General features: G+C 52.5%; 22 protein-coding genes. All 22 read left to right on the top strand.

Annotated features, from left to right (window positions below; translation table 11 throughout):
• Positions 1–9 precede the first annotated feature (9 nt).
• The 22 genes from hisC to ACZRN6_RS00825 all read left to right on the top strand — a co-directional run bounded on the left by hisC (position 10) and on the right by ACZRN6_RS00825 (position 26,499).
• On the top strand, positions 10–1,122 hold the full coding sequence (hisC, locus tag ACZRN6_RS00930) for a histidinol-phosphate transaminase (RefSeq protein ID WP_464007014.1): 1,113 nt from the start codon (positions 10–12) through the stop codon (positions 1,120–1,122).
• A gap of 28 nt (positions 1,123–1,150) precedes the next feature.
• On the top strand, positions 1,151–3,361 hold the full coding sequence (locus ACZRN6_RS00925) for a bifunctional prephenate dehydrogenase/3-phosphoshikimate 1-carboxyvinyltransferase (RefSeq protein ID WP_464007160.1): 2,211 nt from the start codon (positions 1,151–1,153) through the stop codon (positions 3,359–3,361).
• The gene (gene cmk / locus ACZRN6_RS00920; RefSeq protein WP_003172653.1) at positions 3,358–4,047 is read left to right on the top strand and encodes a (d)CMP kinase; all 690 of its coding nucleotides are present in this window, start codon (positions 3,358–3,360) and stop codon (positions 4,045–4,047) included. The genes ACZRN6_RS00925 and cmk overlap by 4 nt, the downstream gene beginning before the upstream one ends.
• A 119-nt stretch (positions 4,048–4,166) precedes the next feature.
• Positions 4,167–5,858, top strand: coding sequence for a 30S ribosomal protein S1 (gene rpsA / locus ACZRN6_RS00915; protein WP_322144031.1), 1,692 nt, complete (start codon positions 4,167–4,169; stop codon positions 5,856–5,858).
• A 159-nt stretch (positions 5,859–6,017) separates the two neighbouring features.
• Entirely contained in the window at positions 6,018–6,299 is a 282-nt protein-coding gene (locus tag ACZRN6_RS00910) for a hypothetical protein (protein ID WP_322144032.1), read from the top strand.
• Positions 6,300–6,430: 131 nt separating this feature from the next.
• Complete coding sequence (gene ihfB / locus ACZRN6_RS00905; RefSeq protein ID WP_003218804.1) at positions 6,431–6,727, top strand: integration host factor subunit beta; 297 nt, start codon at positions 6,431–6,433, stop codon at positions 6,725–6,727.
• A gap of 24 nt (positions 6,728–6,751) precedes the next feature.
• A complete protein-coding gene (locus ACZRN6_RS00900) occupies positions 6,752–7,000 on the top strand; it encodes a LapA family protein (protein ID WP_322144033.1) in 249 nt (82 codons plus the stop codon).
• 255 nt (positions 7,001–7,255) lie between these two features.
• Entirely contained in the window at positions 7,256–8,605 is a 1,350-nt protein-coding gene (locus tag ACZRN6_RS00895; RefSeq protein WP_464007013.1) for a Wzz/FepE/Etk N-terminal domain-containing protein, read from the top strand.
• A 493-nt stretch (positions 8,606–9,098) separates the two neighbouring features.
• On the top strand, positions 9,099–10,376 hold the full coding sequence (gene tviB, locus ACZRN6_RS00890; protein WP_464007012.1) for a Vi polysaccharide biosynthesis UDP-N-acetylglucosamine C-6 dehydrogenase TviB: 1,278 nt from the start codon (positions 9,099–9,101) through the stop codon (positions 10,374–10,376).
• A gap of 56 nt (positions 10,377–10,432) precedes the next feature.
• Positions 10,433–11,458 carry an NAD-dependent epimerase/dehydratase family protein gene (locus tag ACZRN6_RS00885; protein ID WP_464007011.1) on the top strand — a complete coding sequence of 342 codons (1,026 nt, stop codon included), beginning with the start codon at positions 10,433–10,435 and terminating at the stop codon, positions 11,456–11,458.
• Positions 11,459–11,621: 163 nt separating this feature from the next.
• Positions 11,622–13,580, top strand: a complete 1,959-nt coding sequence (gene asnB / locus ACZRN6_RS00880) for an asparagine synthase (glutamine-hydrolyzing) (protein WP_464007010.1) — start codon at positions 11,622–11,624, stop codon at positions 13,578–13,580.
• Positions 13,577–14,707 (top strand): glycosyltransferase family 4 protein, encoded by a 1,131-nt coding sequence (locus ACZRN6_RS00875; RefSeq protein WP_464007009.1) that lies wholly within the window; start codon positions 13,577–13,579, stop codon positions 14,705–14,707. The genes asnB and ACZRN6_RS00875 overlap by 4 nt, the downstream gene beginning before the upstream one ends.
• A complete protein-coding gene (locus ACZRN6_RS00870; protein ID WP_464007008.1) occupies positions 14,704–15,672 on the top strand; it encodes a UDP-glucose 4-epimerase family protein in 969 nt (322 codons plus the stop codon). Before ACZRN6_RS00875 ends, ACZRN6_RS00870 begins: the two co-directional genes overlap by 4 nt.
• A 37-nt stretch (positions 15,673–15,709) precedes the next feature.
• Positions 15,710–16,732 carry an MraY family glycosyltransferase gene (locus tag ACZRN6_RS00865; protein ID WP_464007007.1) on the top strand — a complete coding sequence of 341 codons (1,023 nt, stop codon included), beginning with the start codon at positions 15,710–15,712 and terminating at the stop codon, positions 16,730–16,732.
• A gap of 102 nt (positions 16,733–16,834) precedes the next feature.
• Positions 16,835–18,829 (top strand): polysaccharide biosynthesis protein, encoded by a 1,995-nt coding sequence (locus tag ACZRN6_RS00860; RefSeq protein ID WP_464007159.1) that lies wholly within the window; start codon positions 16,835–16,837, stop codon positions 18,827–18,829.
• Between the two features lie 505 nt (positions 18,830–19,334).
• Entirely contained in the window at positions 19,335–20,957 is a 1,623-nt protein-coding gene (locus ACZRN6_RS00855) for a hypothetical protein (RefSeq protein ID WP_464007006.1), read from the top strand.
• Between the two features lie 472 nt (positions 20,958–21,429).
• Positions 21,430–21,831, top strand: coding sequence for a sugar 3,4-ketoisomerase (locus tag ACZRN6_RS00850; RefSeq protein ID WP_464007005.1), 402 nt, complete (start codon positions 21,430–21,432; stop codon positions 21,829–21,831).
• A gap of 3 nt (positions 21,832–21,834) precedes the next feature.
• A complete protein-coding gene (locus ACZRN6_RS00845; RefSeq protein WP_464007004.1) occupies positions 21,835–22,299 on the top strand; it encodes a GNAT family N-acetyltransferase in 465 nt (154 codons plus the stop codon).
• Positions 22,292–23,224: a GNAT family N-acetyltransferase gene (locus ACZRN6_RS00840; protein WP_464007003.1), complete on the top strand. Its 933-nt coding sequence runs from the start codon at positions 22,292–22,294 to the stop codon at positions 23,222–23,224. Before ACZRN6_RS00845 ends, ACZRN6_RS00840 begins: the two co-directional genes overlap by 8 nt.
• Positions 23,225–24,352 carry a DegT/DnrJ/EryC1/StrS family aminotransferase gene (locus ACZRN6_RS00835; RefSeq protein WP_464007002.1) on the top strand — a complete coding sequence of 376 codons (1,128 nt, stop codon included), beginning with the start codon at positions 23,225–23,227 and terminating at the stop codon, positions 24,350–24,352.
• A 1-nt stretch (position 24,353) separates the two neighbouring features.
• Positions 24,354–25,616 (top strand): O-antigen translocase, encoded by a 1,263-nt coding sequence (locus ACZRN6_RS00830; RefSeq protein ID WP_464007001.1) that lies wholly within the window; start codon positions 24,354–24,356, stop codon positions 25,614–25,616.
• Positions 25,606–26,499 (top strand): glycosyltransferase family 2 protein, encoded by an 894-nt coding sequence (locus ACZRN6_RS00825; protein WP_464007000.1) that lies wholly within the window; start codon positions 25,606–25,608, stop codon positions 26,497–26,499. The genes ACZRN6_RS00830 and ACZRN6_RS00825 overlap by 11 nt, the downstream gene beginning before the upstream one ends.
• Position 26,500 lies beyond the last annotated feature (1 nt).

Here is a 26,500-nt window from a genome sequence, read left to right as displayed (position 1 = left end):
GGCTTTAACATGAGTGGCAACTTCCTCGCCCTGGCACAGCCGGGCGTGCAACAACTGTCGCCTTACGTTCCGGGCAAGCCTGTGGACGAGCTGGCGCGTGAGCTGAACCTGGATCCGTCGAAGATCGTCAAGCTGGCCAGTAACGAAAACCCGTTGGGCCCAAGCCCAAAGGTATTGGCGGCGATTCGTGATGCGCTGGCTGAGTTGACCCGTTATCCCGATGGTAATGGCTTTGCGCTCAAATCCCTGTTGGCGGAAAAATGCCGGGTTGACCTGAGCCAGGTGACCCTGGGTAACGGCTCCAACGACATTCTGGAGCTGGTCGGCCGTGCCTATCTGGCGCCGGGCCTGAACGCAGTGTTCAGCGAACACGCATTTGCGGTGTATCCGATCGTGACCCAGGCCGTGGGCGCTGAAGCGCGCGTGATTCCTGCGAAAGATTGGGGCCATGACCTGCCGGCCATGTTGGCGGCCATTGATGGCCTGACTCGCGTCGTGTTCATCGCCAACCCGAATAACCCGACCGGCACCTGGTTCAGCGCCGAGGTGCTGGACAACTTCCTGCAGGACGTGCCGGAGCATGTACTGGTGGTGCTCGACGAGGCATACATCGAGTACGCCGAAGGCAGTGACCTGCCGGACGGCCTGGATTTCCTTGCGGCTTATCCGAACTTGCTGGTCTCACGCACTTTCTCCAAGGCTTATGGCCTGGCGTCGCTGCGGGTCGGTTACGGCCTGTCGACTGCGGTGGTGGCCGATGTGCTGAACCGTGTTCGCCAGCCATTCAACGTCAACAGCCTCGCGCTGGCGGCGGCTTGCGCTGCGGTGCAGGACGCCGAGTGCTTGGAAGAAGGCCGTCGCCTCAACGAAAGCGGCATGTTGCAGTTGCAGGAAGGCTTTCGTGAGTTGGGCTTGGGCTGGATCCCGTCCAAGGGCAACTTCATTTGTGTCGACCTTGGTCAAGTGGCTGCTCCTGTGTTCCAGGGCTTGCTGCGTGAGGGTGTGATCGTGCGTCCGGTGGCCAACTATGGCATGCCGAACCACCTGCGCATCACCATTGGTCTGCCTGCTGAGAACAGCCGCTTCCTTGAGGCGCTGGCCAAGGTTCTGGCTCGTGGTTGATGTCACTGCATTGCAACCTGCTGTGCCTATGATCGGTCGCCTGGTGGTGGTCGGTCTGGGATTGATCGGCGGCTCCTTCGCCAAGGGCTTGCGGGAAAGCGGCCTGTGTGGCGAGGTGGTCGGTGTGGACCTGGACCCGCAATCGCGCAAGTTGGCGGTTGAGTTGGGTGTGGTGGATCGTTGCGAGGCGGACCTGGCGGTTGCCTGTCAGGGGGCGGATGTCATTCAGTTGGCGGTGCCGATCCTGGCCATGGAAAAAATGCTGGCGCTGTTGGCCGGTATGGATCTTGGCCAGGCAATCCTTACCGACGTCGGCAGTGCCAAGGGCAATGTCGTGCGTGCCGCGCGGATGGCGTTTGGAGGCATGCCAGCGCGCTTTGTGCCCGGGCACCCGATTGCCGGTTCCGAGCAGAGTGGGGTGGAGGCGTCCAATGCGCAGTTATTCCGTCGCCATAAAGTGATTCTGACGCCGCTGGACGAAACCGATCCTGCGGCACTGGCCGTGGTGGATCGGCTCTGGCGCGAGTTGGGCGCGGATGTTGAGCATATGCAGGTCGAGCGCCACGATGAAGTGTTGGCGGCGACCAGCCACCTGCCGCATTTGCTGGCGTTTGGCCTGGTGGACTCGCTGGCCAAACGCAATGAGAACCTCGATATTTTCCGATACGCCGCCGGTGGGTTCCGTGATTTTACCCGGATTGCCGGCAGCGACCCGGTGATGTGGCATGACATCTTCCTCGCCAACCGCGATGCGGTGTTGCGCACCCTGGATACGTTCCGCAGCGACCTCGACGCCTTGCGCGATGCGGTCGATGCCGGCGACGGGCATCAGTTGTTGGGCGTGTTCACCCGTGCGCGGGTGGCGCGGGAGCATTTCAGCAAGATTCTGGCGCGTCGGGCTTATATGGATGCTGCTGCAAATGCGGATGACCTGGTGTTTCTCGCCAGCCCTGGTGGCCGCTTGAGCGGGCAGATTCGGGTGCCCGGGGATAAATCGATTTCTCATCGCTCGATCATGCTGGGCTCCCTCGCAGACGGTATTACTGAGGTAGAAGGTTTTTTGGAGGGTGAAGACGCCCTGGCAACCTTGCAGGCGTTTCGCGACATGGGCGTGGTGATTGAAGGCCCGCACCATGGGCGCGTCACCATTCATGGGGTTGGCCTGCATGGCTTGAAGCCGGCGCCAGGCCCGATCTACCTCGGTAACTCCGGTACATCCATGCGGCTGTTGTCCGGTTTGCTGGCGGCCCAGCGCTTCGACAGCGTGTTGACCGGTGATGCATCGTTGTCCAAGCGCCCCATGAGCCGGGTGGCCAAGCCATTGCGCGAGATGGGCGCGGTGATCGAGACCGGGCCGCAAGGGCGGCCGCCGCTGACCATTCGGGGCGGTCAGGCGCTCAAGGGATTGGACTATGCATTACCGATGGCCAGTGCCCAGGTTAAATCCTGCCTGTTGCTGGCCGGGTTGTATGCCGAGGGTAAAACCTCGATAACCGAGCCGGCGCCTACACGCGACCATACCGAGCGGATGTTGCGGGGTTTTGGTTGTCCGGTGGAGGTAGTGGGGGCTACGGCTTCGGTCGAGTCGGATCATTCGCTTACCGCGACGCATATCGAGGTGCCGGGGGATATTTCCTCCTCGGCGTTTTTCCTGGTGGCCGCTTCGATTGCCGAAGGCTCCGAGCTGTTGCTTGAGCATGTGGGCATCAATCCGACCCGTACCGGGGTGATCGATATCCTGCGGCTGATGGGCGCGGATATCAGCCTGCAAAACCAGCGGGAAGTGGGTGGCGAGCCTGTTGCGGACCTGCGCGTTCGCGCGGCGCCGCTGAAGGGGATCGAGATTCCCGAGGCGTTGGTTCCGCTGGCTATCGATGAGTTCCCGGTGCTGTTCGTGGCGGCGGCGTGCGCTGAAGGCCGAACGGTATTGCGCGGGGCGCAGGAGTTGCGGGTCAAGGAGTCCGACCGGATCCAGGTCATGGCCGACGGTCTGCTCGCGCTGGGCGTAAAGTGCGAACCTACACCTGATGGGATTATTATTGATGGTGGCGTGATAGGCGGTGGTGAAGTCCATGCCCATGGCGATCACCGGATTGCCATGGCCTTCAGCGTGGCTTCGCTGCGAGCGGCCGCGCCGATTCGTATCCATGACTGTGCCAACGTGGCTACGTCTTTTCCGAATTTTCTTACACTGTGTGCCCACGTCGGCATTCGTGTTGCCCAAGAGGCTCAATTGTGAATATCAAAGCACCGGTGATTACCATCGACGGGCCAAGCGGCTCGGGCAAAGGCACGATCGCCGGCATCCTGGCCAAGCGCCTGGGCTGGTGCCTGCTGGATTCCGGGGCGCTGTACCGCTTGCTGGCTTTTGCCGCACGCAACCATGGCGTCGACCTGACCAACGAAGAGTCGCTGAAGTTGCTGGCTGCGCATTTGGACGTGCAGTTCGTCGGGGCGACGGAAGGTCATCCTCAGCGCATCATCCTGGAAGGGGACGATGTGACCGATGACTTGCGTAACGAGCAAGTCGGTTCCTGGGCCTCCCAGGTCGCCGCATTGCCGGCGGTGCGCGACGCGTTGCTGCAGCGCCAGCGGGCTTTCCAGGAACCGCCGGGGCTTGTGGCGGACGGCCGCGACATGGGCACGGTGGTATTTCCCGAGGCGCCACTGAAGATTTTCCTGACCGCCAGCGCCGAGGAACGGGCCCGTCGCCGTTACTTGCAGTTGAAGGGCAAAGTCGATGGTGTTAGTCTGTCGAGTCTGCTAGATGAGATCCGTGCACGTGATGAGCGTGACACCCAGCGTGCGGTAGCCCCGCTCAAGCCGGCGGCTGACGCCATACAGCTGGATTCCACGGAGTTGTCCATCGAGCAGGTGCTGGAACGCATCTTGAGTGAAATCGCCATTCGCGATATCGCCGGATGACCAAGAAGGCCGCAGGGGACCAGTCATAGTCCTGTGGTGCTTCTTTTAATTGAAACTGACCCATACCGTCTGGGGTGTGGAGATGGGCGTATTCTTCGCCCTTATCAACAGGAATTAAAATGAGCGAAAGCTTTGCGGAACTCTTTGAAGAAAGCCTAAAAACCCTGAACCTTCAGGCAGGCTCCATCATCACCGGTGTTATCGTTGATATCGATTACCAAGCTCGCTGGGTAACCGTTCACGCTGGTCTGAAGTCTGAAGCTCTGATCCCGCTGGAACAGTTCTACAACGATGCTGGTGACCTGACTATCAATGTCGGTGACGAAGTTCACGTTGCTCTGGACTCGGTTGAAGACGGTTTCGGTGAAACCAAGCTGTCCCGTGAAAAAGCCAAGCGCGCTGAATGCTGGATTGTTCTCGAAGCAGCCTTCGCAGCTGAAGAAGTGGTCAAGGGCGTTATCAACGGTAAGGTTAAAGGCGGCTTCACTGTCGACGTTAACGGCATCCGTGCGTTCCTGCCAGGTTCTTTGGTCGACGTTCGTCCTGTGCGCGACACCACGCACCTGGAAGGCAAAGAACTCGAATTCAAGGTCATCAAGCTCGACCAGAAGCGCAACAACGTTGTCGTTTCCCGTCGCAGCGTCCTGGAAGCAGAGAACTCCGCCGAGCGTGAAGCTCTGCTGGAATCCCTGCAGGAAGGCCAACAAGTCAAAGGTATCGTCAAGAACCTCACCGATTACGGCGCATTCGTCGATCTGGGTGGCGTCGATGGCCTGCTGCACATTACCGACATGGCTTGGAAGCGTATCAAGCATCCATCGGAAATCGTCAACGTTGGCGACGAGATCGATGTCAAGGTTCTGAAGTACGATCGTGAGCGCAACCGTGTCTCCCTGGGCTTGAAGCAGCTGGGCGAAGATCCATGGGTCGCTATCAAGGCTCGTTACCCAGAAAGCACTCGCGTTACCGCGCGTGTTACCAACCTGACCGACTACGGCTGCTTCGCAGAGCTGGAAGAAGGCGTGGAAGGCCTGGTACACGTTTCCGAAATGGACTGGACCAACAAGAACATCCACCCTTCGAAAGTCGTACAAGTCGGCGACGAAGTGGAAGTTATGGTTCTGGACATCGACGAAGAGCGTCGTCGTATCTCCCTGGGCATCAAGCAGTGCAAATCTAACCCATGGGAAGATTTCTCTGGCCAGTTCAACAAGGGCGATAAAATCTCCGGCACCATCAAGTCGATCACCGATTTCGGTATCTTCATTGGTCTGGACGGCGGCATCGACGGCCTGGTTCACCTGTCCGACATCTCCTGGAACGAAGTAGGCGAAGAAGCTGTTCGTCGTTTCAAGAAGGGCGACGAGCTGGACACCGTTATCCTGTCGGTTGACCCAGAGCGTGAGCGCATCTCCCTGGGTATCAAGCAACTGGAAAGCGATCCGTTCTCCGAGTACGTACAAGAGAACGACAAAGGCGCAATCGTTAAGGGCATCGTGAAGGAAGTTGACGCTAAAGGCGCCATCATCACTTTGGCCGACGATATCGAAGCGACTCTGAAAGCCTCCGAAATCAGCCGTGACCGCGTTGAAGACGCGCGTAACGTTCTGAAAGAAGGCGAAGAAGTAGAAGCCAAGATCATCAGCGTTGACCGCAAGAGCCGCGTAATCCAACTCTCCATCAAGTCGAAAGATGATGCTGAAGAGAAAGAAGCAATCCAGAGCCTGCGCGATAAGCCAGCTGCTGCTGATGCTCCAGTTGACACCACTCTTGGTGCTCTGCTGCGCGCACAAATGGAAAAACAGAACTAAGTTCTGCTAGACCATAGAAAAAGGGCGACTTCGGTCGCCCTTTTTTGTGCCTGTAATTTAATAGCTTGGCGATCCAGAACCTCGAAGGGTTTATAGATGTCAGAACCGTATATAGGTCTTGGAGGCCTGTTCCCAGGCTCTCCGGTAATAGGGGGCGCAATGAACAAGCTTATCTTGGTTGTCGCCTTGGCAATGCTGGCCGGGTGCGCCGCTGGGGCCAAGACGCATGCTCGGCATGGTGTAAGCGGTGTTGAAATTGACTGTTCGGGGTTGGGGGGCAACTGGGGCCGGTGCGAGAAGCGCGCAGAGCGCGAGTGCAATGGCCGGGGTTACAAGGTCGTGGCCCGGTCCAGCGATGCCAAGGACGAGGAGGGTGATTATCTCTTCGGGTGGAATCCGGCGGGTGCCGTTACTCGCACGATGCTGGTGACCTGCAATTGATCGGGTAGAAGCCCTTTGTGGGGATATGTCCGTCACGCAGATAAGTTAATGCGTGGGCTGTTCAAAAGCGTCGGGTCATGCTAAAACCTTCGAAGCGCTTTTCCTAGCTGCTTGAAAAAGAAGGGAAAAATATGACGAAGTCGGAGTTGATCGAACGAATTGTCACCCATCAAGGGCTGCTCTCATCCAAGGATGTTGAGCTGGCCATCAAGACCATGCTTGAACAGATGTCACAGTGCCTGGCGACTGGGGATCGGATTGAGATTCGTGGGTTTGGCAGTTTTTCGCTGCACTATCGCGCACCTCGCGTGGGGCGCAACCCGAAGACTGGTCAGTCCGTTAGCCTAGACGGCAAATTCGTGCCGCATTTCAAGCCGGGCAAAGAATTGCGTGATCGGGTGAACGAAGACGAGGAAGAGGGCGTCTGAGTGTTTTGGCGGTAGGAGAAGAATATGCGTGGGGCTAAACGCGTTTTATTGGTACTGATCATCTTGGTCATCGTGCTGGGTGTGCTGACGTTCGTTTTAGAGAATCAGCAGACTGCCACGTTGTCATTTTTGGGGTGGTCTACGCCACAGGCACCTGTTTCTATTTTCGTGACGATTTCTTTGATTGTCGGGATGATCATCGGCCCATTGGTTGGGGCGGCGTTGAGGGTGGGCCATAGGGCCGGCGTGAAACCTGTCGTGCTCAAAAACTGAGTGCCTCGTATGAAAAGCTGTCACTTTAAAGACTTTTTGTAGGGTTTTTTAACCTTTTAGGAAAGGTCCTACGGAATGTCAAGGCTTGTAATGTAGTCATTAGATGGCAAAATGCTTTCTGTTCTCGAGAACAGGTATTTTGTGAGCCTTACCCCCAGCAGAGAAGCCGGGGCTGTTGGCGGATATAATTCTAAAAGCACCGCAAAATGCCTGCATAACGAGCCCGCAGTTTCTCTTTGAAGGCAGGTTTTTGTTGTGAGTCGTAGTTTCGATGCCCCTCCGGTACCGCCGTCCGATGAAATTGATCTTGTCGCGCTTTTTCGTGCGCTATGGCAGCAGAAGGCACTCATCATAGTCACCGCACTTATTGTGGGGTTGATCGCGACAGCTTATGTATTTTGGGTTGTCCCGGAATATAAAGTCAGTAGTGTGTTGCGCCCGGCTGCGATTAATGAATTAGATGCGTTAAATCGGTCTGATGTTTACAAATTACCACCGGGAGATGCACTCGTTAAAGTGGGTGCCTCACTGGAATCATATGAAACTCGTTTAGGTTTTTTTCGGGCTAATCAAAGACTTTTCAAGGTGTTTGAGCGTCCTGGGCGAACGCTTGAGCAAAGCTTTGAGGAGTTCAATCGAAAGTCTATCAACCTAATACTTCCTGATCCAAATAAGGCTGATTCATTGAGTGCGTATATCAAGCTCGAAATGAATTACCCGCAAGGGGTGAATGGTCCGGAAATCCTAAACAGCTTTGTTGATTACGCTATTTCGATGGAGCGTCTGCAAATTTCCGCCGACCTGGAAGTCATTGTCAAAAATAGATTAAATGAACTTAACGGAAAGATGGACGCCGCGCGTGCTAATTATGAAAATGATAAAGAGGCAAAAATTGCGACTCTAACCGAGAAGGACGTCTTGAATCGCGCCTTGCTTCAGGATGAACTAAAGGCGCTGAGGTCTCGCCTTAAGGTCCAGCGTGCGGATCGCATAACACAGTTGGATGAGTCCATCGGTATCGCCAAATCGCTGGGAATCAGGAAGCCGGCTACACCTGCGTCTCTTGGCGAATCTGATCGTGGCGGCTCGCCAAATATGATTCGCACCGAAATCAATAATCAGGCTATCCCGTTGTATTTTATGGGAGTCGAAGCACTGGAGGCTGAACGTGCCGCTCTGGTGCGGCGCAAGTCAGATGATTTTACCGAGGCTCGAATCGCTGAGATTGCCAAAGAGCTTCAGTTACTACAGTCGAACCGTCAGATTGAAGTCCTCAATAGTCGTGAGAATGAAGATATTTTCCTGGGCGGTGTTGAGCCGCTGCGGACGGAGCAGGCTCGTCTCAAAAACCTCAACCTTGATATGAGTCGTCTGAAGCTCGTAACCATCGACCAGCAGGCGCTTGAGCCGCTGAGTCCTGTCTATCCAAAAAAGTCACTGGTTATTGCATTGGGTTTAGTCCTTGGTTGTTTGCTCGGTATAGCGATAGCGATAATCCGCGTGGCTCTTGACAGTCGGCGTAGAGAGCAGGCAATACGGGTAGTGTTTCCTGTTTCTGCTACTGCTGCCCTTACGCAGAAAGAAGGTAGTACTGAGTCCGCCTAGCCGAGTTGGAGCAGGCTTAGGCCGTTTTGGGTGGTGCTGGTAAATGGCCATCCTCGTATTCGCCCTAATGTTTTCTTTCTTGTCCTCTTTCATTTACGCGAGGCCGCTGATGATAGGGCTAGTCGCGGGTTGTGTGATTCACCTCGCGTAGTATGATTGTCGCCCTTGGGTCACCACCTTTTATCCCGTGTGAATTCTGAGGCGACGTAGCCAAGCGAAGACGTATTGGTATTTCTGATCGGTGTACCTGGATGCAAGGACGTACCGGGCGTAATGGCGGTCCACCTCTTGTGGGTCGCCAAGGGCGAGCATTCCACACCAGTGGTCGCGGCGTCGATTTACCAGGAGACGCCCATATTGCGGAGCTGGGCTAGTTCTCAGATTGCTTGTTAAGATTTGTCACAAAATTCTGCGGGAACAGCGCGTTTTAAGCATTTTACGCTGGGAACCGCTCAGTGAAATTCTGAATTCTTTGATTACGTAGGCGTTGAATATGCAAAAACTGGAAGATATTAAGCTCGCCATTATCGGCCTTGGTTATGTTGGCCTGCCGCTCGCAGTCGAGTTTGGCAAGCACCGGACGGTGATTGGGTTTGACATTAACCAGCCTCGCATCCAGGCACTAAAGGATGGGCATGACTCTACGCTGGAAGTGAGTGATAAGGAGCTGAAGCAGGCAAATCTTCTAAGCTTCAGCTGTAACCTCGAAGAGTTGGGAAGTTGTAATACATTTGTAGTGACCGTGCCAACACCCATAGATGAATACAATCAGCCTGACCTTACTCCTCTCATCAAGGCGTCTGAAAGCATTGGCAAGGTACTGAAAAAAGGCGATCTCGTTATTTATGAGTCGACGGTTTACCCCGGTGCAACCGAGGAAGATTGTGTTCCTGTCCTTGAGAAAGTCTCCGGTCTTAAATTTAATGTCGATTTTTTTGCGGGATACAGTCCGGAACGGATCAATCCAGGTGATAAAGAGCATCGAGTTACAACGATCAAAAAAGTAACATCCGGCTCTACGCCAGAAGTCGCCGATCTTGTAGATGCTCTCTATAACCAGATCATTACTGCCGGTACGCACAAAGCCAGTAGCATCAAAGTGGCAGAGGCAGCCAAGGTTATTGAAAACACCCAACGCGACCTCAATATTGCCCTCATTAACGAGTTGGCCATCATCTTCAATAAGATGGGAATTGATACTGAGGCCGTACTTGAGGCTGCTGGCACAAAGTGGAACTTCTTACCGTTCCGTCCCGGGTTGGTAGGTGGACACTGTATCGGTGTCGACCCTTATTACCTGACTCACAAGGCCCAATCAATCGGTTATCATCCTGAAATTATTCTTGCGGGTCGCCGGCTGAATGATGGAATGGGGGCGTATGTTGTTTCCCAGCTTGTGAAGGCTATGTTGAAACAACGCATACATGTCGATGGTGCACGGGTTCTGATTATGGGGCTTACGTTTAAAGAAAACTGCCCTGATCTTCGTAATACCCGGATTGTGGATATAGTTCGAGAGTTGGCTGAATATAATATTGCGGTTGATGTCTACGATCCGTGGGTAAGTGTTGCTGAGGCAGAGCATGAATATGGCATTACGCCGGTGACTGAACCGGGTATCAACGCTTACGATGGCGTGGTGCTTGCCGTTGCTCATGATGAGTTCAGGAATTTGGGCGCTAAAAATATTCGGAAGTTCGGTAAGGCAGAGCATATTCTTTACGATCTGAAGTATCTGTTGAGCCGTGAAGAGTCGGATATTCGTCTTTAATTATTGAAAAAACCATTTCAGAATGATTTAAATTTAACTGACAGTGAGCTGAATTGATGACCCGCTACGAAGCGTTACTACACACACTCCCATCCTCGCCAAAAACATGGTTGATTACCGGGGTAGCGGGTTTCATTGGCTCAAATTTGTTGGAAACATTGCTAGGTCTTGGTCAGGACGTGGTTGGGTTGGATAGCTTCGTCACGGGGCACCAGCGTAACCTTGATGAAGTACGCGATACTGTTTCGGCTGAACAATGGGCGCGTTTCCGTTTTCTGAAAGGCGATATACGCGACTTGAATGACTGCCATCAAGCCTGTGAAGGCGTAGATTACGTTCTTCATCAAGCCGCCCTGGGGTCTGTACCTCGATCGTTAAATGATCCGATTACTACTAACGCTACTAATATTGACGGTTTCCTGAATATATTGGTTGCCGCCAGAGATGCGAACGTAAAGAGTTTTACTTACGCGGCGAGTAGTTCCACCTACGGTGACCACCCTGGTCTTCCGAAGGTGGAAGACACCATTGGCAAGCCTCTCTCTCCCTATGCGGTCACCAAATACGTTAATGAGCTTTATGCAGAAGTTTTTGCACGTTGCTATGGCTTTGAGACGATTGGCTTGCGTTATTTTAATGTGTTCGGTAAACGCCAGGATCCGGACGGCGCCTATGCGGCTGTTATCCCGAAGTGGGCGGCGTCGATGATAAAAAATGAAGATATTTTTATTAACGGCGATGGCGAGACCAGTCGAGACTTTTGTTTCATAGAAAATACGGTGCAAGCAAACCTGTTGGCTGCTACGGCTACTGATCCTGCTGTGCGCAATCAGGTCTATAACGTCGCGGTCAGTGGTCGTACGGATTTGAACCTTTTGTTCTCGACGCTTCGTCAAGCGCTGCTCAACAGTGGTGTTGTCTACGAGAAAGACCCGATTTATCGTGAGTTTCGTGCGGGCGATGTCCGGCATTCACAAGCGGATATCTCAAAGGTACAACAGTTGTTGGGGTATGCCCCCAAGTTTAGTATTCAACAAGGCATTGAAGTGGCCATGCCGTGGTACGCAGCGTTCTTAAAGTGATTTCGTTGGCTGGAATAGGGCGTTAACTTTCTACCCATGCAGCTACCTGTTTGAAATTGTTGTTTTGCGTCGATGAGGCACGTTGCGACTGATTTTACTATTGCCCACGTCACGGCATAGCTAAAGGTCGTTAGCAAATAGCTTCTTGTAGGGATACTGATTAATGTGTGGAATCAGCGGTATTTTCAATGTTAAAGATGGCAGCGTAGCGGAAATCGTAGCCCGCATGAATGCAGCCATCCACCACCGAGGGCCCGATGGCAGTGGCATTTGGGAGGATGAACACGCTGGCCTGGGGTTAGGGCATCAACGTTTGGCAATTGTCGATTTGTCGGCAGCAGGCCATCAACCGATGCAGTCCGATTCCGGGCGTTTTGTCATCGTATTTAACGGTGAAATTTACAACCACGCCGAAATTCGCCACGAATTGGAGAATCAAGGACTGGCCTCGCAGGGTTGGCATGGTCATTCGGACACAGAGGTCTTGCTGTGCGGCCTTGCGAATTGGGGAATCGAGAAAACCTTGCAGGCCTGCGTCGGCATGTTTGCGTTCGCGCTATGGGACAAGCAGGAGCAGATGTTGACCTTTGCTCGGGATCGGATGGGCGAAAAACCCTTCTATTACGGCTGGCAGGGTGACACGTTACTGTTTGGCTCGGAACTCAAGGCAATAAAGACATTCTCCGGTTTTAAAGCCGAGATCGATCGTAACGCATTGACGTTATTGCTACGTCACAACTGCATTCCTGCTCCTTACAGCATTTACAAGGGCATATCGAAGCTTGAGCCGGGGCGTTACGTTTCGCTGCCGCTAGGCGATATTCCTGCTGCGAAAAATGCTACTTCCCAAGCCTACTGGCGACTTAACGACGCAGTGGCCAACGGTATTGCAGATCCGTTTGTAGGTACATCAGTTGAAGCAACCGACTTGTTGGAGTCGAGCCTGCTTTCTAGCATCGGCCAGCAAATGGTGGCGGATGTGCCGTTGGGCGCGTTCCTGAGTGGTGGCGTTGATAGCAGTACCATCGTTGCGTTGATGCAGGCCCAGAGCACCCAGGCAATTCGTACCTTTACCATCGGTTTCGAAGAAGGTGGTTATGACGAGGCCGTTCATGCCAAAGCGGTCTCCCAGCACCTGGGGACTCAACATACCGAGCTTTATGTGAGTTCCCAGGACGCCCTGGATGTTATTCCGCGGTTACCCTCGATGTACTGCGAGCCTTTTAGTGACAGCTCGCAAATTCCGACCTTCTTGGTGAGTCAATTGGCGAGCCGTCAGTTGAAAGTGGTTCTAAGTGGTGACGGTGGTGACGAACTTTTTGGCGGTTATAACCGTTACCTGAGTGCGAAAAAGGTTTGGTCGAAAATGCAGTCGTTGCCCCCCGTGGCGCGGCATACGGCCGCTCGGGTTTTGAAATCAGTGTCACCCTCCACGTGGGATAGTCTGTTTCGATTGGCCAAGCCGCTTCTGCCGCAACGTATGCACGTCAGTACGCCAGGTGATAAGGCTCATAAGTTGGCGAACGTACTGGCGCTCGCCGATGGGCATGAGTTCTACCTGCAACTCAACAGCCATTGGAGTGACCCGGGTAGCGTCGTAATTGGTGGCGAGGAGCCCCCAACCATTTTCACTGACAGTGCTCGTTGGCCAGACACCGACAGTTTCGAACATTGGATGATGGCGATGGATGCCCAGACCTACATGTCTGACGACATCATGGTCAAGCTGGATCGGGCGGCGATGGCCGCCAGTATCGAGGGGCGGGTCCCGTTATTGGATCACCGTATCGTAGAGTTGGCGTGGCGAATGCCGCTCAATTTGAAAATTCGTGACGGCCAGGGTAAGTGGCTGTTGCGTGAAGTTCTTTACCGCCATGTGCCAAAAGAACTGATTGAGCGACCGAAACAAGGTTTCGGTATTCCGTTGGGTGACTGGCTACGCGGCCCCCTGCGCGACTGGGCTGAATCGCTGCTAAACGAAACGCGGTTACGCCAGGAGGCCTATTTCCATCCCGGACCAATCAGACGTATGTGGGAAGAGCACCTTGCGGGTAGAGGAAGTTGGCAGTCACATCTATGGACGATTCTGATGTTTCAAGCATGGTTGGATGAACAAGCATGAGTCGTGTCCTGTTATTCATAGTCAACGATCCTGGTTTTTTTATCTCGCACCGACTGCCCGTGGCTAAAGGGGCACGGGCTGCAGGTTACGAGGTCCATGTTGCCTGCATGCCTGGTTCCGCAGTCGACGCCATCGTTAAAGAGGGCTTCGAATTTCATGCGTTACCGCTGTCACGTAGCGGTACAAACCCGGTGGCAGAAATTGGGTTGATCTTTTCGATCTGGAAGCTGCTTTGGCGACTCAAGCCAGACTTGTTGCATTTGGTCACACTAAAGCCGGTTCTGTATGGCGGTGTTGCAGCTCGTCTTGCTCCGGTCAAAGGTGTGGTCGCGGCAATCTCCGGTTTGGGCTTTGTGTTCCTGTCCAGAGGGTTCAAAGCTGTATTGACTAGGTGTGTCGTTAGTACTTTTTACCGTCTTGCGCTGGGCAAACGTAACTTGCGTGCGATATTTCAAAACCCGGATGACCGTGATTTGCTGCTGGATAAGGGAGGCCTTGAACCTTCCAAAGTGGTAATGATTCGAGGGTCAGGCGTTGATCTTTCAAAGTATGCTGCCGTTCCTGAACCAGTAGGCTCGCCGGTCGTATGTCTGGCCGCGCGGCTGCTGTTGGATAAAGGCGTGGTCGAGTTTGTCGAGGCTGCGAGGATCCTCAAAGGGCGTGGCGTGGATGCTCGCTTCCAATTGATTGGAGATATCGATCCGGGCAACCCGGCAACAGTCACCACGGCGCAACTTGAAGAGTGGCGTAATGAAGGCTTGTTGGAAATGTTCGGCTATCGCAACGATATTGCAGCGCTGTTCGCTCAGGCGAATATCGTGACGTTGCCTTCTTATCGAGAAGGTCTGCCCAAGGTATTGGTGGAGGCTGCCGCTTGCGGTCGAGCAGTGGTCACTACCAACGTGCCAGGCTGTCGAGACGCCATAGACCCGGATGTAACCGGATTTCTCGTACCAGTACGTGACAGTCGCGCATTGGCAGACAGTCTTCAGGTGTTCATTGAGGATCCGGTGCTGCGTCGGAAAATGGGTCAGGCGGGCCGGGAACTGGCGAAGCAGGCTTTTGCAATCGAGCAGATCGTGGATCAGCATTTGGACGTATACAAGCAGTTGGAGCGTGCAGTTTGAGTCGGCAGCAGACCTTTCTTGTTACTGGTGCAACAGGCTTCATAGGCAGTGCGCTTATTGAGCGCTTGGCCAGACAGACGAACTCCCGGGTCATGGCGCTTGTGCGACAGGACCGTGTGGCGCTTCCCGAGCATGTAGTGCCCATACGTGTCGATGCAGACTACCTTGCCGATGGCGACCTGCCCATTTCAGCAGTCCAGGTATTGATCCACTGCGCCGCGAGAGTGCACGTGATGGCCGACCGCTCCAGCGATCCGTTGGCTGAGTTCCGTAAAGTTAACGTTGTTGGCACGTTGAGATTGGCCGAGCAGGCGGCTCGTGCTGGTGTTCGACGATTTATCTTCATCAGCTCTGTCAAGGTCAACGGAGAAGGAACGCCTAGGGGCAAAGCCTACACTGCAGATGATGTACCCGCTCCTGTGGATGCTTACGGCATCTCCAAAATGGAAGCGGAGCAACAACTCATCTTGTTGGGGCAAAGAACAGGTATGGAGATTGTCATCATTCGGCCTGTGCTGGTCTACGGGCCGGGCGTCAAGGCCAACTTTCGCAGCATGATGAGTTGGTTGAACAAAGGTATCCCTCTTCCGCTGGGTGCTATTCACAATCAGCGCAGCCTGGTTGCTTTGGATAACCTTGTAGATCTGATAGTGACCTGCCTGGATCACCCGGCCGCTGCCAACCAAACCTTTATGGTCAGTGACGGTGACGACATGTCGACGACTGAACTACTGACTCGCATGGGCGTAGCGCTAGATAAGCCGGCTCGGCTGATTCCTGTTTCTGCGGCGCTGCTGCTCAAGGGCGCATCAATGCTCGGGCGCAAAGCGGTTGCCCAGCGTCTGTGCGGTTCCTTGCAGGTTGATATTCGCAAAACTCGCGAGTTGCTGAGTTGGAAACCGCCTTCAACAGTCAAGCAAGCATTAAGCAAAACGGCCAAGAGTTTCCAGGGAAGCCTGAAATAGAAGTGGTCCCTACATGGAGCTGAAATTGGAGCTGTTGATGAACGATTTACTGTGGCTTGCGCCTCTCATTGCAATTCTGGCGTTGGTTTTTACGTGGCTCTTACGTCGTTACGCGCTTGCACGTAGCCTGATCGATATCCCTAATGCGCGCAGTTCACACTCTGTCCCGACCCCCAGGGGGGGAGGGGTTTCGATTGTTGTCAGCTTTTTGATCGCGGTTCCGTTACTTTGGGTCAACGACGAGATTACCCGTTCTGTCATGCTGGCTTTGCTGGGGTCTGGCGCAACGATAGCCATACTGGGCTTCCTCGACGATCATGGGCATATTGCTGCGCGATGGCGCTTACTGGGGCATTTCAGTGCTGCTGCCTGGGCATTGTTTTGGCTTAATGGCCTCCCGCCCATCAGTTTGCCTGGCCTGACTATCGATTTAGGATGGCTGGGTCATGTCCTTGCGGCCCTTTATCTGGTGTGGATGCTCAACCTTTATAACTTCATGGATGGTATCGACGGTCTTGCCAGTGCAGAAGCGATTTGTGTTTGCATGGGGGCTTGCCTGATTTATTGGCTGGTGGGTTATCAGGATCTGATTTCACTGCCTCTCCTGTTAAGCATGGCGGTTGCAGGTTTCTTGTTCTGGAATTTTCCGCCGGCAAAGATATTCATGGGGGACGCGGGCAGTGGTTTCCTGGGGATTCTGGTGGGGCTGCTCTCGCTGCAGGCGGCATGGCGTTCCGCTGATTTATTTTGGGTCTGGCTAATCTTGCTGGGCGTATTTATTGTTGATGCAACGTTTACGCTGATACGTCGCTTGGCAAGAGGAGACAAGGTTTACGAAGCTCACCGCAGCCATGCTTACCAATTTGCATCGCGCCAGTTCGGGAAGCATTTGCCAGTGACACTTTCGGTGGTAGCTATTAACGTGTTTTGGCTATTGCCCATCGCAATGTGTGTCGCGCTGTACGGGTTGAACGGCCTGCTTGGGCTGGTTATCGCTTATCTACCACTCGTCTTGCTGGCTATAAAATACAAGGCAGGCGAATTGGAAAAGGTTGTCTAGCTCCTCGGGCCGGTCGATTTAAGGGCTATTGACTCACTCTAGTGCTCAATCGGCATAAGGTGGTCGTGGCGTCAGGAGTTTCAAGAGGTGTTGAACGGGTTTATGGATACGATGCGGTCATTTTTGTTAGGCCTACCCCGCCGTAAAAAGCGGATTCTGCAAGTCGTGGCTGACGTTATCCTGGTGTGGGTGGCGCTGTGGATGGCTTTTGTCGTCCGTTTGGGCGTGGATGAAATGATCAATCCACTAAGCCTGCATCGATGGCTGTTTCTGAGCGCGCCTGTTATAGCCATCCCGTTATTTATCCGTTTCGGAATGTACCGCGCTGTCATGCGCTACTTTGGGAACGACGCGCTGATCGCTATTATCAAGGCGGTTAGTCTTTCATCCTTGATCCTTGGGGTTGTCGTCTATTGGTATAGCGATCACCAGAACGTCGTGCCGCGCTCTATCATCTTCAACTACTGGTGGTTGAGCCTGATCATGGTTGGCGGCTTGCGCCTGGCCATGCGCCAATACTTCCTCGGCGACTGGTTCACGGCGGCGCAGCATGTTCCATTCACCAACCGTGAAGACGGTCTTCCGCGCGTTGCCATTTATGGCGCCGGTGCTGCGGGAAACCAATTAGTTGCAGCGTTGCGGATGGGGCGCGTGATGCGCCCTGTTGCCTTTATCGACGATGATACAAGCATCTCGGATCGGGTTATCGCTGGGTTGCAGGTCTATAAGCCCAAGCATATTCAGCGCATGATCGAAGCTACCGGTGCGCAGGAAATACTGCTGGCAATCCCGTCGTCCAATCGGGGTCGCCGCCGTGAAATCCTGGGCTTCCTCGAAGGGCTTCCGCTGCATGTGCGCAGTGTGCCCGGCTTTATGGATTTAGCCAGCGGGCGGGTCAAGGTCGACGATATCCAGGAAGTCGATATTGCTGACTTGCTGGGGCGTGACGCGGTACCCGCGCAGGAAGAGTTGCTGGAGCATTGTATAAAAGGTCAGTGCGTATTGGTGACCGGCGCTGGTGGCTCGATTGGTTCAGAGCTTTGCCGCCAGATCCTGTCGTTACGTCCAACGACTTTGTTGCTGTTCGAACACAGCGAATTCAATCTTTACAGTATCCTGTCGGAGCTTGAACAACGGATAACCCGCGAATCGCTGCCAATAAAGCTGCTGCCTATTCTTGGCTCCGTACGTAGCCAGCCCAAGCTGCTGGATGTTATGAAGACGTGGCGAGTCAACACGGTTTATCACGCAGCCGCCTATAAGCACGTACCAATGGTCGAGCACAATATTGCCGAAGGTGTGTTGAACAACGTGATAGGTACGCTGAATACGGCCCAAGCTGCACTTCAGTGTTGCGTGGCGAATTTCGTGCTCATTTCTACAGACAAGGCTGTCCGTCCAACCAATGTGATGGGTAGCACCAAGCGCCTGGCTGAACTGACTCTTCAGGCTTTGAGCCGTGAGTTGGCGCCCGTATTGTTTGGTGATAGCTCAAACGTTTCGCGGGTCAATAAGACCCGCTTCACCATGGTGCGCTTCGGAAATGTTTTGGGCTCATCCGGTTCGGTGATTCCGTTGTTTCACAAGCAGATCAAGTCCGGTGGACCATTGACGGTCACGCACCCGAAAATCACACGTTATTTCATGACGATTCCTGAGGCGGCACAGCTTGTAATTCAGGCGGGTTCCATGGGGTTGGGGGGGGATGTCTTCGTCCTAGACATGGGAGAACCGGTGAAAATTGTCGAATTGGCGGAGAAAATGATCCATCTTTCAGGCCTGAGCGTTCGATCTGAAAAAAATCCTAATGGCGATATCTCCATCGAGTTTTCTGGCCTTCGCCCTGGCGAAAAACTCTATGAAGAATTGCTGATCGGGGACAATGTTGTCGCCACTCAGCATCCGATGATCATGAGCGCCAATGAAGATCATCTGCATTGGGATGTGCTCAAGGCCAAACTGACCGAATTGCTCGCAGCGGTGGACCGGGACGACTACAGTCGTGTACGCCAATTGCTGCGTGAGACAGTCAGCGGGTACACACCGGATGGTGAAATTGTCGACTGGATTTACCAGCAGCGTCGACTAGAGTCGTAAGGTCCCGAAGCTGCGCCTAGGGTTTTTCGCACAGATAAACTTGGAGAGTTGCGCTGGTTCAAGTCAACTCATTTGCTTCAATGTTTTGAACCGGCTGGTACCCTGGCCAGCCGGTTACATCTGTCTAGAATAAAGACGTCTCAGACTGCTCGCACACCATTCCCCGCGCATCCCGCCGTAGCCACATCTCCCTCCATGCGTTTCATCCCGCAATGACCTTAACGTTTACCCTTGGCCTACCTTGGGCATCTTTTTTCGGAAAAATGCACAAGTGCAAATATTTTCGCATAAATGCATTTTTGCATTGAATGATTTTGCATTTGTGCATATTATGGCTGCGAGCCACTCAGAAAGGCTGCGAAATGACGGTAATAGCCGTGAGTTAGCGTCGGAGTGAGATTGGTTCCTCGTGTGCTGGCACCGAGTGGTTCATCTGAGTTGCTGAACTCCAAGGCGTGCATTGCCAGTCGACCTACAATATGACCTGCTATAAAAGGATAAATGTATGATTTCTAACACCAATAACACCCTCGATCTGGGCCAAGAGCTCGCCGGGGATTCCTTTATCTCGACAACCGTAGGCACTGCGTCCCTCTCTGAACTTGTAAGGACACAAGCAATGTTCAAGGCGGAGGCCATTCGCCGTAATGCCGGCTGTCAGCCGTGGGTTACTCTTGGCCCTGCGGATATCACAAAAGTTGGCATTACTGGCGATGCCCGTGCAGATGCCGCAATCATTACGATTACCTCTCAAGCGAGCGCTGCTGCCTTGGCGGCAACGGGAACGGGGACACAAGCTGACCCTTACATTATCAAGGACAAGAACATTGTCTTTTCGAGTGGTAACCCAAGTTTCGTTTTGAATGATCCCCAGGCAACCTATTACATTCGTTTTTATAACGTCCTTGCTTCGGGATCTTCGAATGGTTCCTCGATCATCAATCTGGTTGGTTTCGGTACACCGGTAGTGTTTGAGCGCTGCAAGTTCCAAGGTGCGAACGGTACGGCTGATGAGTTGCTCGCTTACCTCACCAGCGGCTCGCTCGAGATGTACGGCTGTGAAATTGCAGGCGTGTCGAACTACTGCTTCTTTGGCAACGGTTTGGCTGCGAAGAGCGTCAAGCTGACCGATTGTATTGTGTCGGGGACAGCGAAGAGTACGGCGACCAATGGGGTTTTCTATGCCTACGGTGCAGGTGAATTCCATGTCGAGGTCTACCGATGCCTGTTTGCGTCCAGCCATTTCCATTGGCACATCGGCAATGGCTGGACAATTGAGTACGCGATGGTTCGCGATTCGGTTATCAGCGGTTGTGCGGTTGGCATCGGTGATCTCAATTATCTGAAGCCCGGGGGCAATATTTATAGCCAGATCCCCAACATGATCAAAAACAGCACCTTCAAGAATGTGCGCTTCACCTATACGCCAGAGGTTACCCAAACTGCGGCGTATGGTAATGGTGCGGATAACTGCGTATTTGAAAATTGCTCGTTCGAAGGTAACGTCGCTGAACGCCGCCTTTTTGAATGGCGCCGGACTACAAATGTCACTCTGCGCCAGTGTTACTTCCACAAGGTCGATGGAACTAATAATGCGGGCAACGAAGTGTGTGAGTTTTGGGAAACCTCCGGGCTCTTGGTCCGAGAGTGCTGGGCAGATGGGGCGCCGGAAGACTGCTACGAGCTTGTTACTTCCTACGGCAACAACAAGTTTATTGACAACGTTGGTGATAACGTAACCGGCCAGTTGGTCGATATTTTTGGGGTTGGTAGCTTCGACGTAGAGATCGATGGCGTTTACGGAGACTGTGGCGACGCAGCAGTATTGGTAACCGACGTGGATTATGTTCGGGTATCAAATGTTTTCGTCCAGCAAACAGGCACATCAGCACTTGGCTCTGTGGTGCTGGAGCGACGCAATGCTGCACCGGACGTTTCGCCAAAGGGCTGTGTTGTAACCGGGTTCCTGTCGTTGCCTGAGGTGTCGAGCCAGGGCTTGCCTTTTGCGGTAGACACCACTCAAGCAGTTGTTCCCGGTGGCATTGGACAGAACTTCGCCACCTGGTGGGAGGAGGGTGAACTCAAATTTTATGGTGAGCCCGCACTATCGCGTATGACATTGCGTTAATAAAAAAACCCGCTCCGGCGGGTTTTTTTTGGCCTCAGCATCGGATATCCACGGGCCCTCCCAAAATGCGCCTTATCGAAGAAAACCTTTGCTTGGAACGGCAGCGCTGAGGCGCTCCGTCGAGCTTATGCTTGGGAAAGAGTGGCAGCAGGGATGTCTTGGTGCCACGCAGGTGATAGAATTCCAAGCTCCCATGCGGACACTAATTTTCAAAAACGCGCGTGCGCGTTAGCCGTTTGAGGCTCTGAAGCACTGTGGAGCCCAACCACGGCCTGAGAATTTTGCAGCGCCCTGGGGCGGCGAGCTCGGATGCGGTTAGGCATGTGTCGCCGTCCCTGGAGCAGATGAAGCCAATCCGGGCGCCTGAGCGAAATATGAAGTCCATCAGTACAATAACAAGAATGCGTGGATACGCGGTTTTTAGATAAGTATGTTAATTACGTTATCACTGATATGACACGGAGGGTGAGTGGTGAGTCTGGTAAAGTGGATAGATTTTCAAATCCTTGGTGATCACCGAGGAAGCCTGGTTTCAATCGAGCAAGGGAAGCTTATCCCTTTTGAGATAAAGCGGGTTTACTACATATACCGAACTAGCGAAGGCGTGAGCCGTGGTTTTCATGCACATCACCAGTTAAAGCAGGTCGCCATCTGTATGGCGGGCCAATGCCGCATGGTGCTCGATAATGGATTCAGTCGAGAAGAAGTAATCCTTGATTGCCCTACCAAGGGGATTCTTATTGAAGGCCTTACATGGCGTGAAATGCACGACTTCAGCGAAAACTGTGTACTTTTGGTGCTTGCCAGTGAGCCGTATGAAGAAAGTGACTATATTCGAGATTACAATGAATTTGTAAAGCTGGTAAGAGAGTAATTGATGATCCAGCTAGTCGATTATGATGAAAGTTATCTTGCGCTTAGCAGTAAGTGGCTTCGTGATAGCGAAATAAAAAATCTAACCCATACCCCCGATTTTACTGATCAGCAACAACGTGATTTTTTCTCCTCCCTACCCTCGAGAAAAGATTACCGGATCTTCGGTATTGATTACCAGGGCCGAAAGATTGGTGCTGCCGGGCTGAAAAATATCGAAGCCGGAGTGGGTGAGTATTGGGGGTATATTGGTGAAAAAGAGCTGTGGGGCAAAGGCCTCGGTCAGTTAATTATCGGTGAGGTTTTTGTTTTTGCGCGTTCAATCGGTGTGACGTGCGTTGTTCTTAAGGTAAGCCCCGAGAACATCCGCGCTATAAAGCTGTACGAAAAAATTGGATTTAAGGCAAATGGCGACGTTGAAGGGCTCCGCCTAATGAAAATTGACATAGGCGGTAACCTTAATGTTTGAAATTAAAAAGTATCACGCTTCCTTGAGTGTCGAGTGGGACCAGGTTGTCGAAAACTCAAAGAACGGCAACTTTTTACATATGTCTCAGTATTTTCGTTATCACGAAGAACGTTTTGAGGACGTTTCGATAATTGTTTACAAAAAAAATCGCCCAGTTGCAATTTTTCCGGCCAACCTTATCGGCGATACCGTGTATAGCCATTCCGGGTTGACCTATGCAGGGCTGATCTTTTCCAAGGACATTGGCTGCAGCGCAATATTGTCTATTTTTGATGCGCTGAAAACGTATTATAAGGAAGTTGGCGCGTCAAGTTTAGTATATAAATGTATTCCTTCGGTGTTTACCAGCTATCCAGCCGAGGAAGACCTGTATGCGTTGTTTAGAAACGACGCGAAGCTGTTTCGTCGAGATGTGTCATCGGTTATCGAGATTGCAAAAGCACCTAAGCTATCCGACTCCAGAAAGTGCGTCATCAGAAAGGCTGAAAAAAATGACGTGTCATTCAGTGCAGAAGTGAGCGCGTCCGATTTTCATGGGTTGCTATCAAAAGTGCTTGAACGATTTGACTCCAAACCCGTGCATTCGTTGGCTGAGTTAGAGTTGTTGATGTCACGATTTCCTGACGAAATAAAGCTGTACGGTGCGGTGAAAGATAATTCCCTACTGGCCGGTGCCCTGGTATTTGACTTTGGGCATATTGTACATACCCAGTATCTGGCTGCCAGTGATAGCGGCAGGCAGGTAGGCGCGTTGGATTTTGTATTGAACAATCTCATAACGGATGTTTATGGTTCAAGAAAGTATTTTAGCTTCGGAATATCTACCGAAGACAGTGGCACTGTCCTGAACGAGGGGCTGGTATCACAAAAAGAAGGCTTTGGCGCAAGAGCTGTGGTCCATGATTTTTATCGGATGGAGTTGTAAATGATCAGTTTTCTCAACTTGAAGAGCTTGAATTCAGTAATGAATGAAGAACTTCTCTCCGCCTGCAAGCGTGTCATTGAGTCAGGTTGGTATATTGCGGGTAATGAACTGGTTGAGTTTGAAAAGGCGTTTGCCGATTATTGCGGTACCCAGCACTGCATTGGCGTTGCCAATGGCCTTGACGCGCTCACGCTGACATTGCGCGCCTGGAAGGAGCTGGGCAAGCTGAAAGAGGGCGATGAGGTTATTGTCCCGGCCAACACCTATATAGCGAGCGTCCTCGCGATTACCGAAAATCGCTTGGTGCCTGTATTGGTGGAGCCTGACGCGTTTAGCTATAACCTTTCCCCGCAGGCTATACGCGAGTCGATCACCTCCAAGACAAGGGCAATCTTGCCTGTTCACCTGTACGGCCAGCTGGCCGATATGCCGGCTATCCTTGCGATTGCCGAAGAACACGGTTTATTGGTCCTTGAAGACTCTGCGCAATCCCATGGCGCCAGTATTGGGGGGCGTAAAGCAGGAAGCTGGGGCAATGCGTCCGGCTTCAGTTTTTATCCAGGGAAAAACCTGGGTGCACTGGGAGATGGCGGAGCAATTACCACCAATGATGATGAGCTTGCGGAAACGCTACGTGCGTTACGCAACTATGGTTCTCACGAAAGGTACAAAAATCTATACCAAGGTGTGAATAGTCGGCTGGATGAAATTCAAGCGGCAGTCCTGAGCGTCAAACTTCGTTATCTCGATGAACATACCCAGCGCCGTAAAGTGATTGCGAACGCTTACCTTAAGGGTATCGTTAATAAAGCTATTGTTTTGCCGTTGTCTGCGTCAATGGATGCTGAGAAATTTGAGTCGCATGTCTGGCACTTGTTTGTAATTCGCTCCAAGTACCGTGATGCCCTTCAGGCACATTTGACAGCCAGCGGCGTTCAAACGCTGATCCACTATCCAATACCCCCAAGCAAGCAGCAGGCGTATCCCCAGTTTCATGACGAGAGCTACCCGATTTCTGAGTCGATGCATAAGGAAGTGTTAAGTTTGCCCATTAGCCCCGTCATGACAGATGCTGAAGTGAGCGCGGTAATAGAAGCGTGCAATCGTTTTTCTGTCAGCGACTCGTAAGATGAACCTGATTCGGACGAGCTTGTTGAACGGCGTAGCTGTCATCATAAAGATGATAGCGTTGCTGGGTATCAATAAAGTTCTCGCTGTCTATGTAGGGCCCGCCGGCTACGCTGCCGTCGGGCAGTTTCAGAACGCTGTCCAGATGATAACGACATTCGCAAGCGGGGCTATCAATACCGGGGTTACCAAGTATACCGCCGAGTACGAAGGTGACGTAGGGAAGCAACGGACAGTCTGGCGTACCGCTGGCACTATCTCCATCGGGGCGTCAGTGTTACTGAGCGCGGTGATATTTATTTTCGCGAACGATCTGTCCCGCTGGTTTCTGAAGGACGTCAAGTTTGCCAGTGTCTTCGTATGGTTTTCTTTGGCTTTGGTTTTTTTCTCGTTGAATTCGCTGCTACTGGCGATCCTGAACGGAAAAAGGGAAATCGTTCGATATGTGCTCGCCAATATAACAGGTAGCATATTTTCGCTGGTGATCACCGCGGTGCTGGCGATAAAACTAGGCTTGTATGGCGCGCTTGTTGGGCTTGCGGTTTATCAGTCGCTGAGTTTTCTGGCGACGTTTATATTCTGCATCCGGTTGGAATGGTTCAAGCTTGATCTGTTTATAGGGCGAATAGACGCTGCCACGGCGATTAATTTATCGAAGTACACACTCATGGCCTTGACCTCTGCGCTGTGCGTGCCGGTCAGTCATATTCTGGTTCGTAACTACCTCGGTGAAAACCTGAGTTGGGACGAAGCAGGGTATTGGGAGGCCATGTGGCGTTTGAGTGCTGCGTACCTCTTGTTGATTACCACGACCCTGAGTGTCTATTTTTTACCGAGGCTTTCAGCGGAGAGCGATAAAGCAATTCTAAAAAAAGAAGTGCTGTCAGGTCTTAAGTTGTTGGTGCCTTTGGTCATGGTGGGGGGCGCAGTCGTATTTGGATTGCGCGACCTGGTTATTTCTCTTCTCTTCACAGAAAATTTTTCGCCAATGCGTGATTTGTTTTTCTGGCAATTGGTGGGAGACCTGTTCAAGACGTGCGGCTGGATGCTTGCCTATATCATGTTGAGCAGGCCACTTGTAAAACTCTACGTGGTCACTGAAATAATATTTTCTCTGAGTTTTTATTTGCTCACGGTATTATTTGTCAAAGTGTTTGACTTTGAAGGTGTCGCGATCGCTCACGCGGTGAATTATTTTATTTACTTGCTCGTCATGTATTTTTTTGTTTTCAGGCGCTATTTGGGAGATGCACGTGTTGAATAAGTCGGGACTTGATCAGCCGCTGGTCAGTATGTGTATTCCAGTATTCAATCACGAGAGGTTTGTTGAACACAGCATCAAAAGTATTATCCAGCAAACTTACCAGAACATTGAGTTGATTATTATTGACGACGGTTCCTCTGATGCTTCGACTAGAGTAATCGAAGGGCTTCTGGATGCGTGCGAGCGTCGCTTCGTGCGGTTCTGCTATATAGCTCGGGAGAACAGAGGGCTGTCCAGGACTTTGAATCAGGCGCTGGAGTGGTCCAAGGGTAAATTCTTCTCTGCCCTGGCTTCAGATGACCGCATCTTGCCCGAAAAAACTGCGTTCCTGGTTAGCTATCTGGAGAAGCAACCCGAGTGCGTGGCGGCCTTTGGGTCTATTTACCTTATCGACGACGATGGTGTACGTGGCGCTGCGCGAATTCGCTCAGGGAAATATGGATTTAAAGAGGTGATTACCCTCAAGGCCGAACTGCCCGCAGTCTCTGGCATGCTGCGGCCTGACAAACTATTGGCGGTTGGCGGGTTTAACGTCAATACCCGAGTAGAAGATTGGGACATGTGGTTAAAACTGACCTGTGCTTCGGGTGAATATTTAGAAGCTCTTCCTGAGGTGGTTGCAGAGTATAGGCAACATCCTGACAATACGTTAAAGCAGTTAGACCTGATGTACGACCAGCAGGTGAAGATACTCGAAAATTACTCGGGAACTGCGGAGTTTTCAGAAGCTGAAGTTGCACTTCGCTGCGTCCGCTTTAGAAACATCGCCACCAACAGAAAGGCGCAGGCCCTGAGCCTGTTTTTAAGCTTGATGACTAAACCATCCGCTTACAAGGAGATTCGTTTCTATCAAGGTATTGTTCACCTGTTCCTGAAGTGGTAGT

The sequence above is a fragment of the Pseudomonas sp. A125 genome, from assembly GCF_055409485.1.
Note: the sequence above shows the minus strand (reverse complement) of the source record. Positions and strands in the feature narration are given on the sequence as shown.

Coding starts and splice junctions, on each gene's coding strand:
- hisC (WP_464007014.1), top strand. CDS start 10: ATGAGTGGCAACTTCCTCGCCCTGGCACAGCCGGGCGTGCAACAACTG.
- ACZRN6_RS00925 (WP_464007160.1), top strand. CDS start 1,151: ATGATCGGTCGCCTGGTGGTGGTCGGTCTGGGATTGATCGGCGGCTCC.
- rpsA (WP_322144031.1), top strand. CDS start 4,167: ATGAGCGAAAGCTTTGCGGAACTCTTTGAAGAAAGCCTAAAAACCCTG.
- ACZRN6_RS00910 (WP_322144032.1), top strand. CDS start 6,018: ATGAACAAGCTTATCTTGGTTGTCGCCTTGGCAATGCTGGCCGGGTGC.
- ihfB (WP_003218804.1), top strand. CDS start 6,431: ATGACGAAGTCGGAGTTGATCGAACGAATTGTCACCCATCAAGGGCTG.
- ACZRN6_RS00900 (WP_322144033.1), top strand. CDS start 6,752: ATGCGTGGGGCTAAACGCGTTTTATTGGTACTGATCATCTTGGTCATC.
- tviB (WP_464007012.1), top strand. CDS start 9,099: ATGCAAAAACTGGAAGATATTAAGCTCGCCATTATCGGCCTTGGTTAT.
- ACZRN6_RS00885 (WP_464007011.1), top strand. CDS start 10,433: ATGACCCGCTACGAAGCGTTACTACACACACTCCCATCCTCGCCAAAA.
- asnB (WP_464007010.1), top strand. CDS start 11,622: ATGTGTGGAATCAGCGGTATTTTCAATGTTAAAGATGGCAGCGTAGCG.
- ACZRN6_RS00875 (WP_464007009.1), top strand. CDS start 13,577: ATGAGTCGTGTCCTGTTATTCATAGTCAACGATCCTGGTTTTTTTATC.
- ACZRN6_RS00865 (WP_464007007.1), top strand. CDS start 15,710: ATGAACGATTTACTGTGGCTTGCGCCTCTCATTGCAATTCTGGCGTTG.
- ACZRN6_RS00860 (WP_464007159.1), top strand. CDS start 16,835: ATGGATACGATGCGGTCATTTTTGTTAGGCCTACCCCGCCGTAAAAAG.
- ACZRN6_RS00855 (WP_464007006.1), top strand. CDS start 19,335: ATGATTTCTAACACCAATAACACCCTCGATCTGGGCCAAGAGCTCGCC.
- ACZRN6_RS00845 (WP_464007004.1), top strand. CDS start 21,835: ATGATCCAGCTAGTCGATTATGATGAAAGTTATCTTGCGCTTAGCAGT.
- ACZRN6_RS00840 (WP_464007003.1), top strand. CDS start 22,292: ATGTTTGAAATTAAAAAGTATCACGCTTCCTTGAGTGTCGAGTGGGAC.
- ACZRN6_RS00835 (WP_464007002.1), top strand. CDS start 23,225: ATGATCAGTTTTCTCAACTTGAAGAGCTTGAATTCAGTAATGAATGAA.
- ACZRN6_RS00830 (WP_464007001.1), top strand. CDS start 24,354: ATGAACCTGATTCGGACGAGCTTGTTGAACGGCGTAGCTGTCATCATA.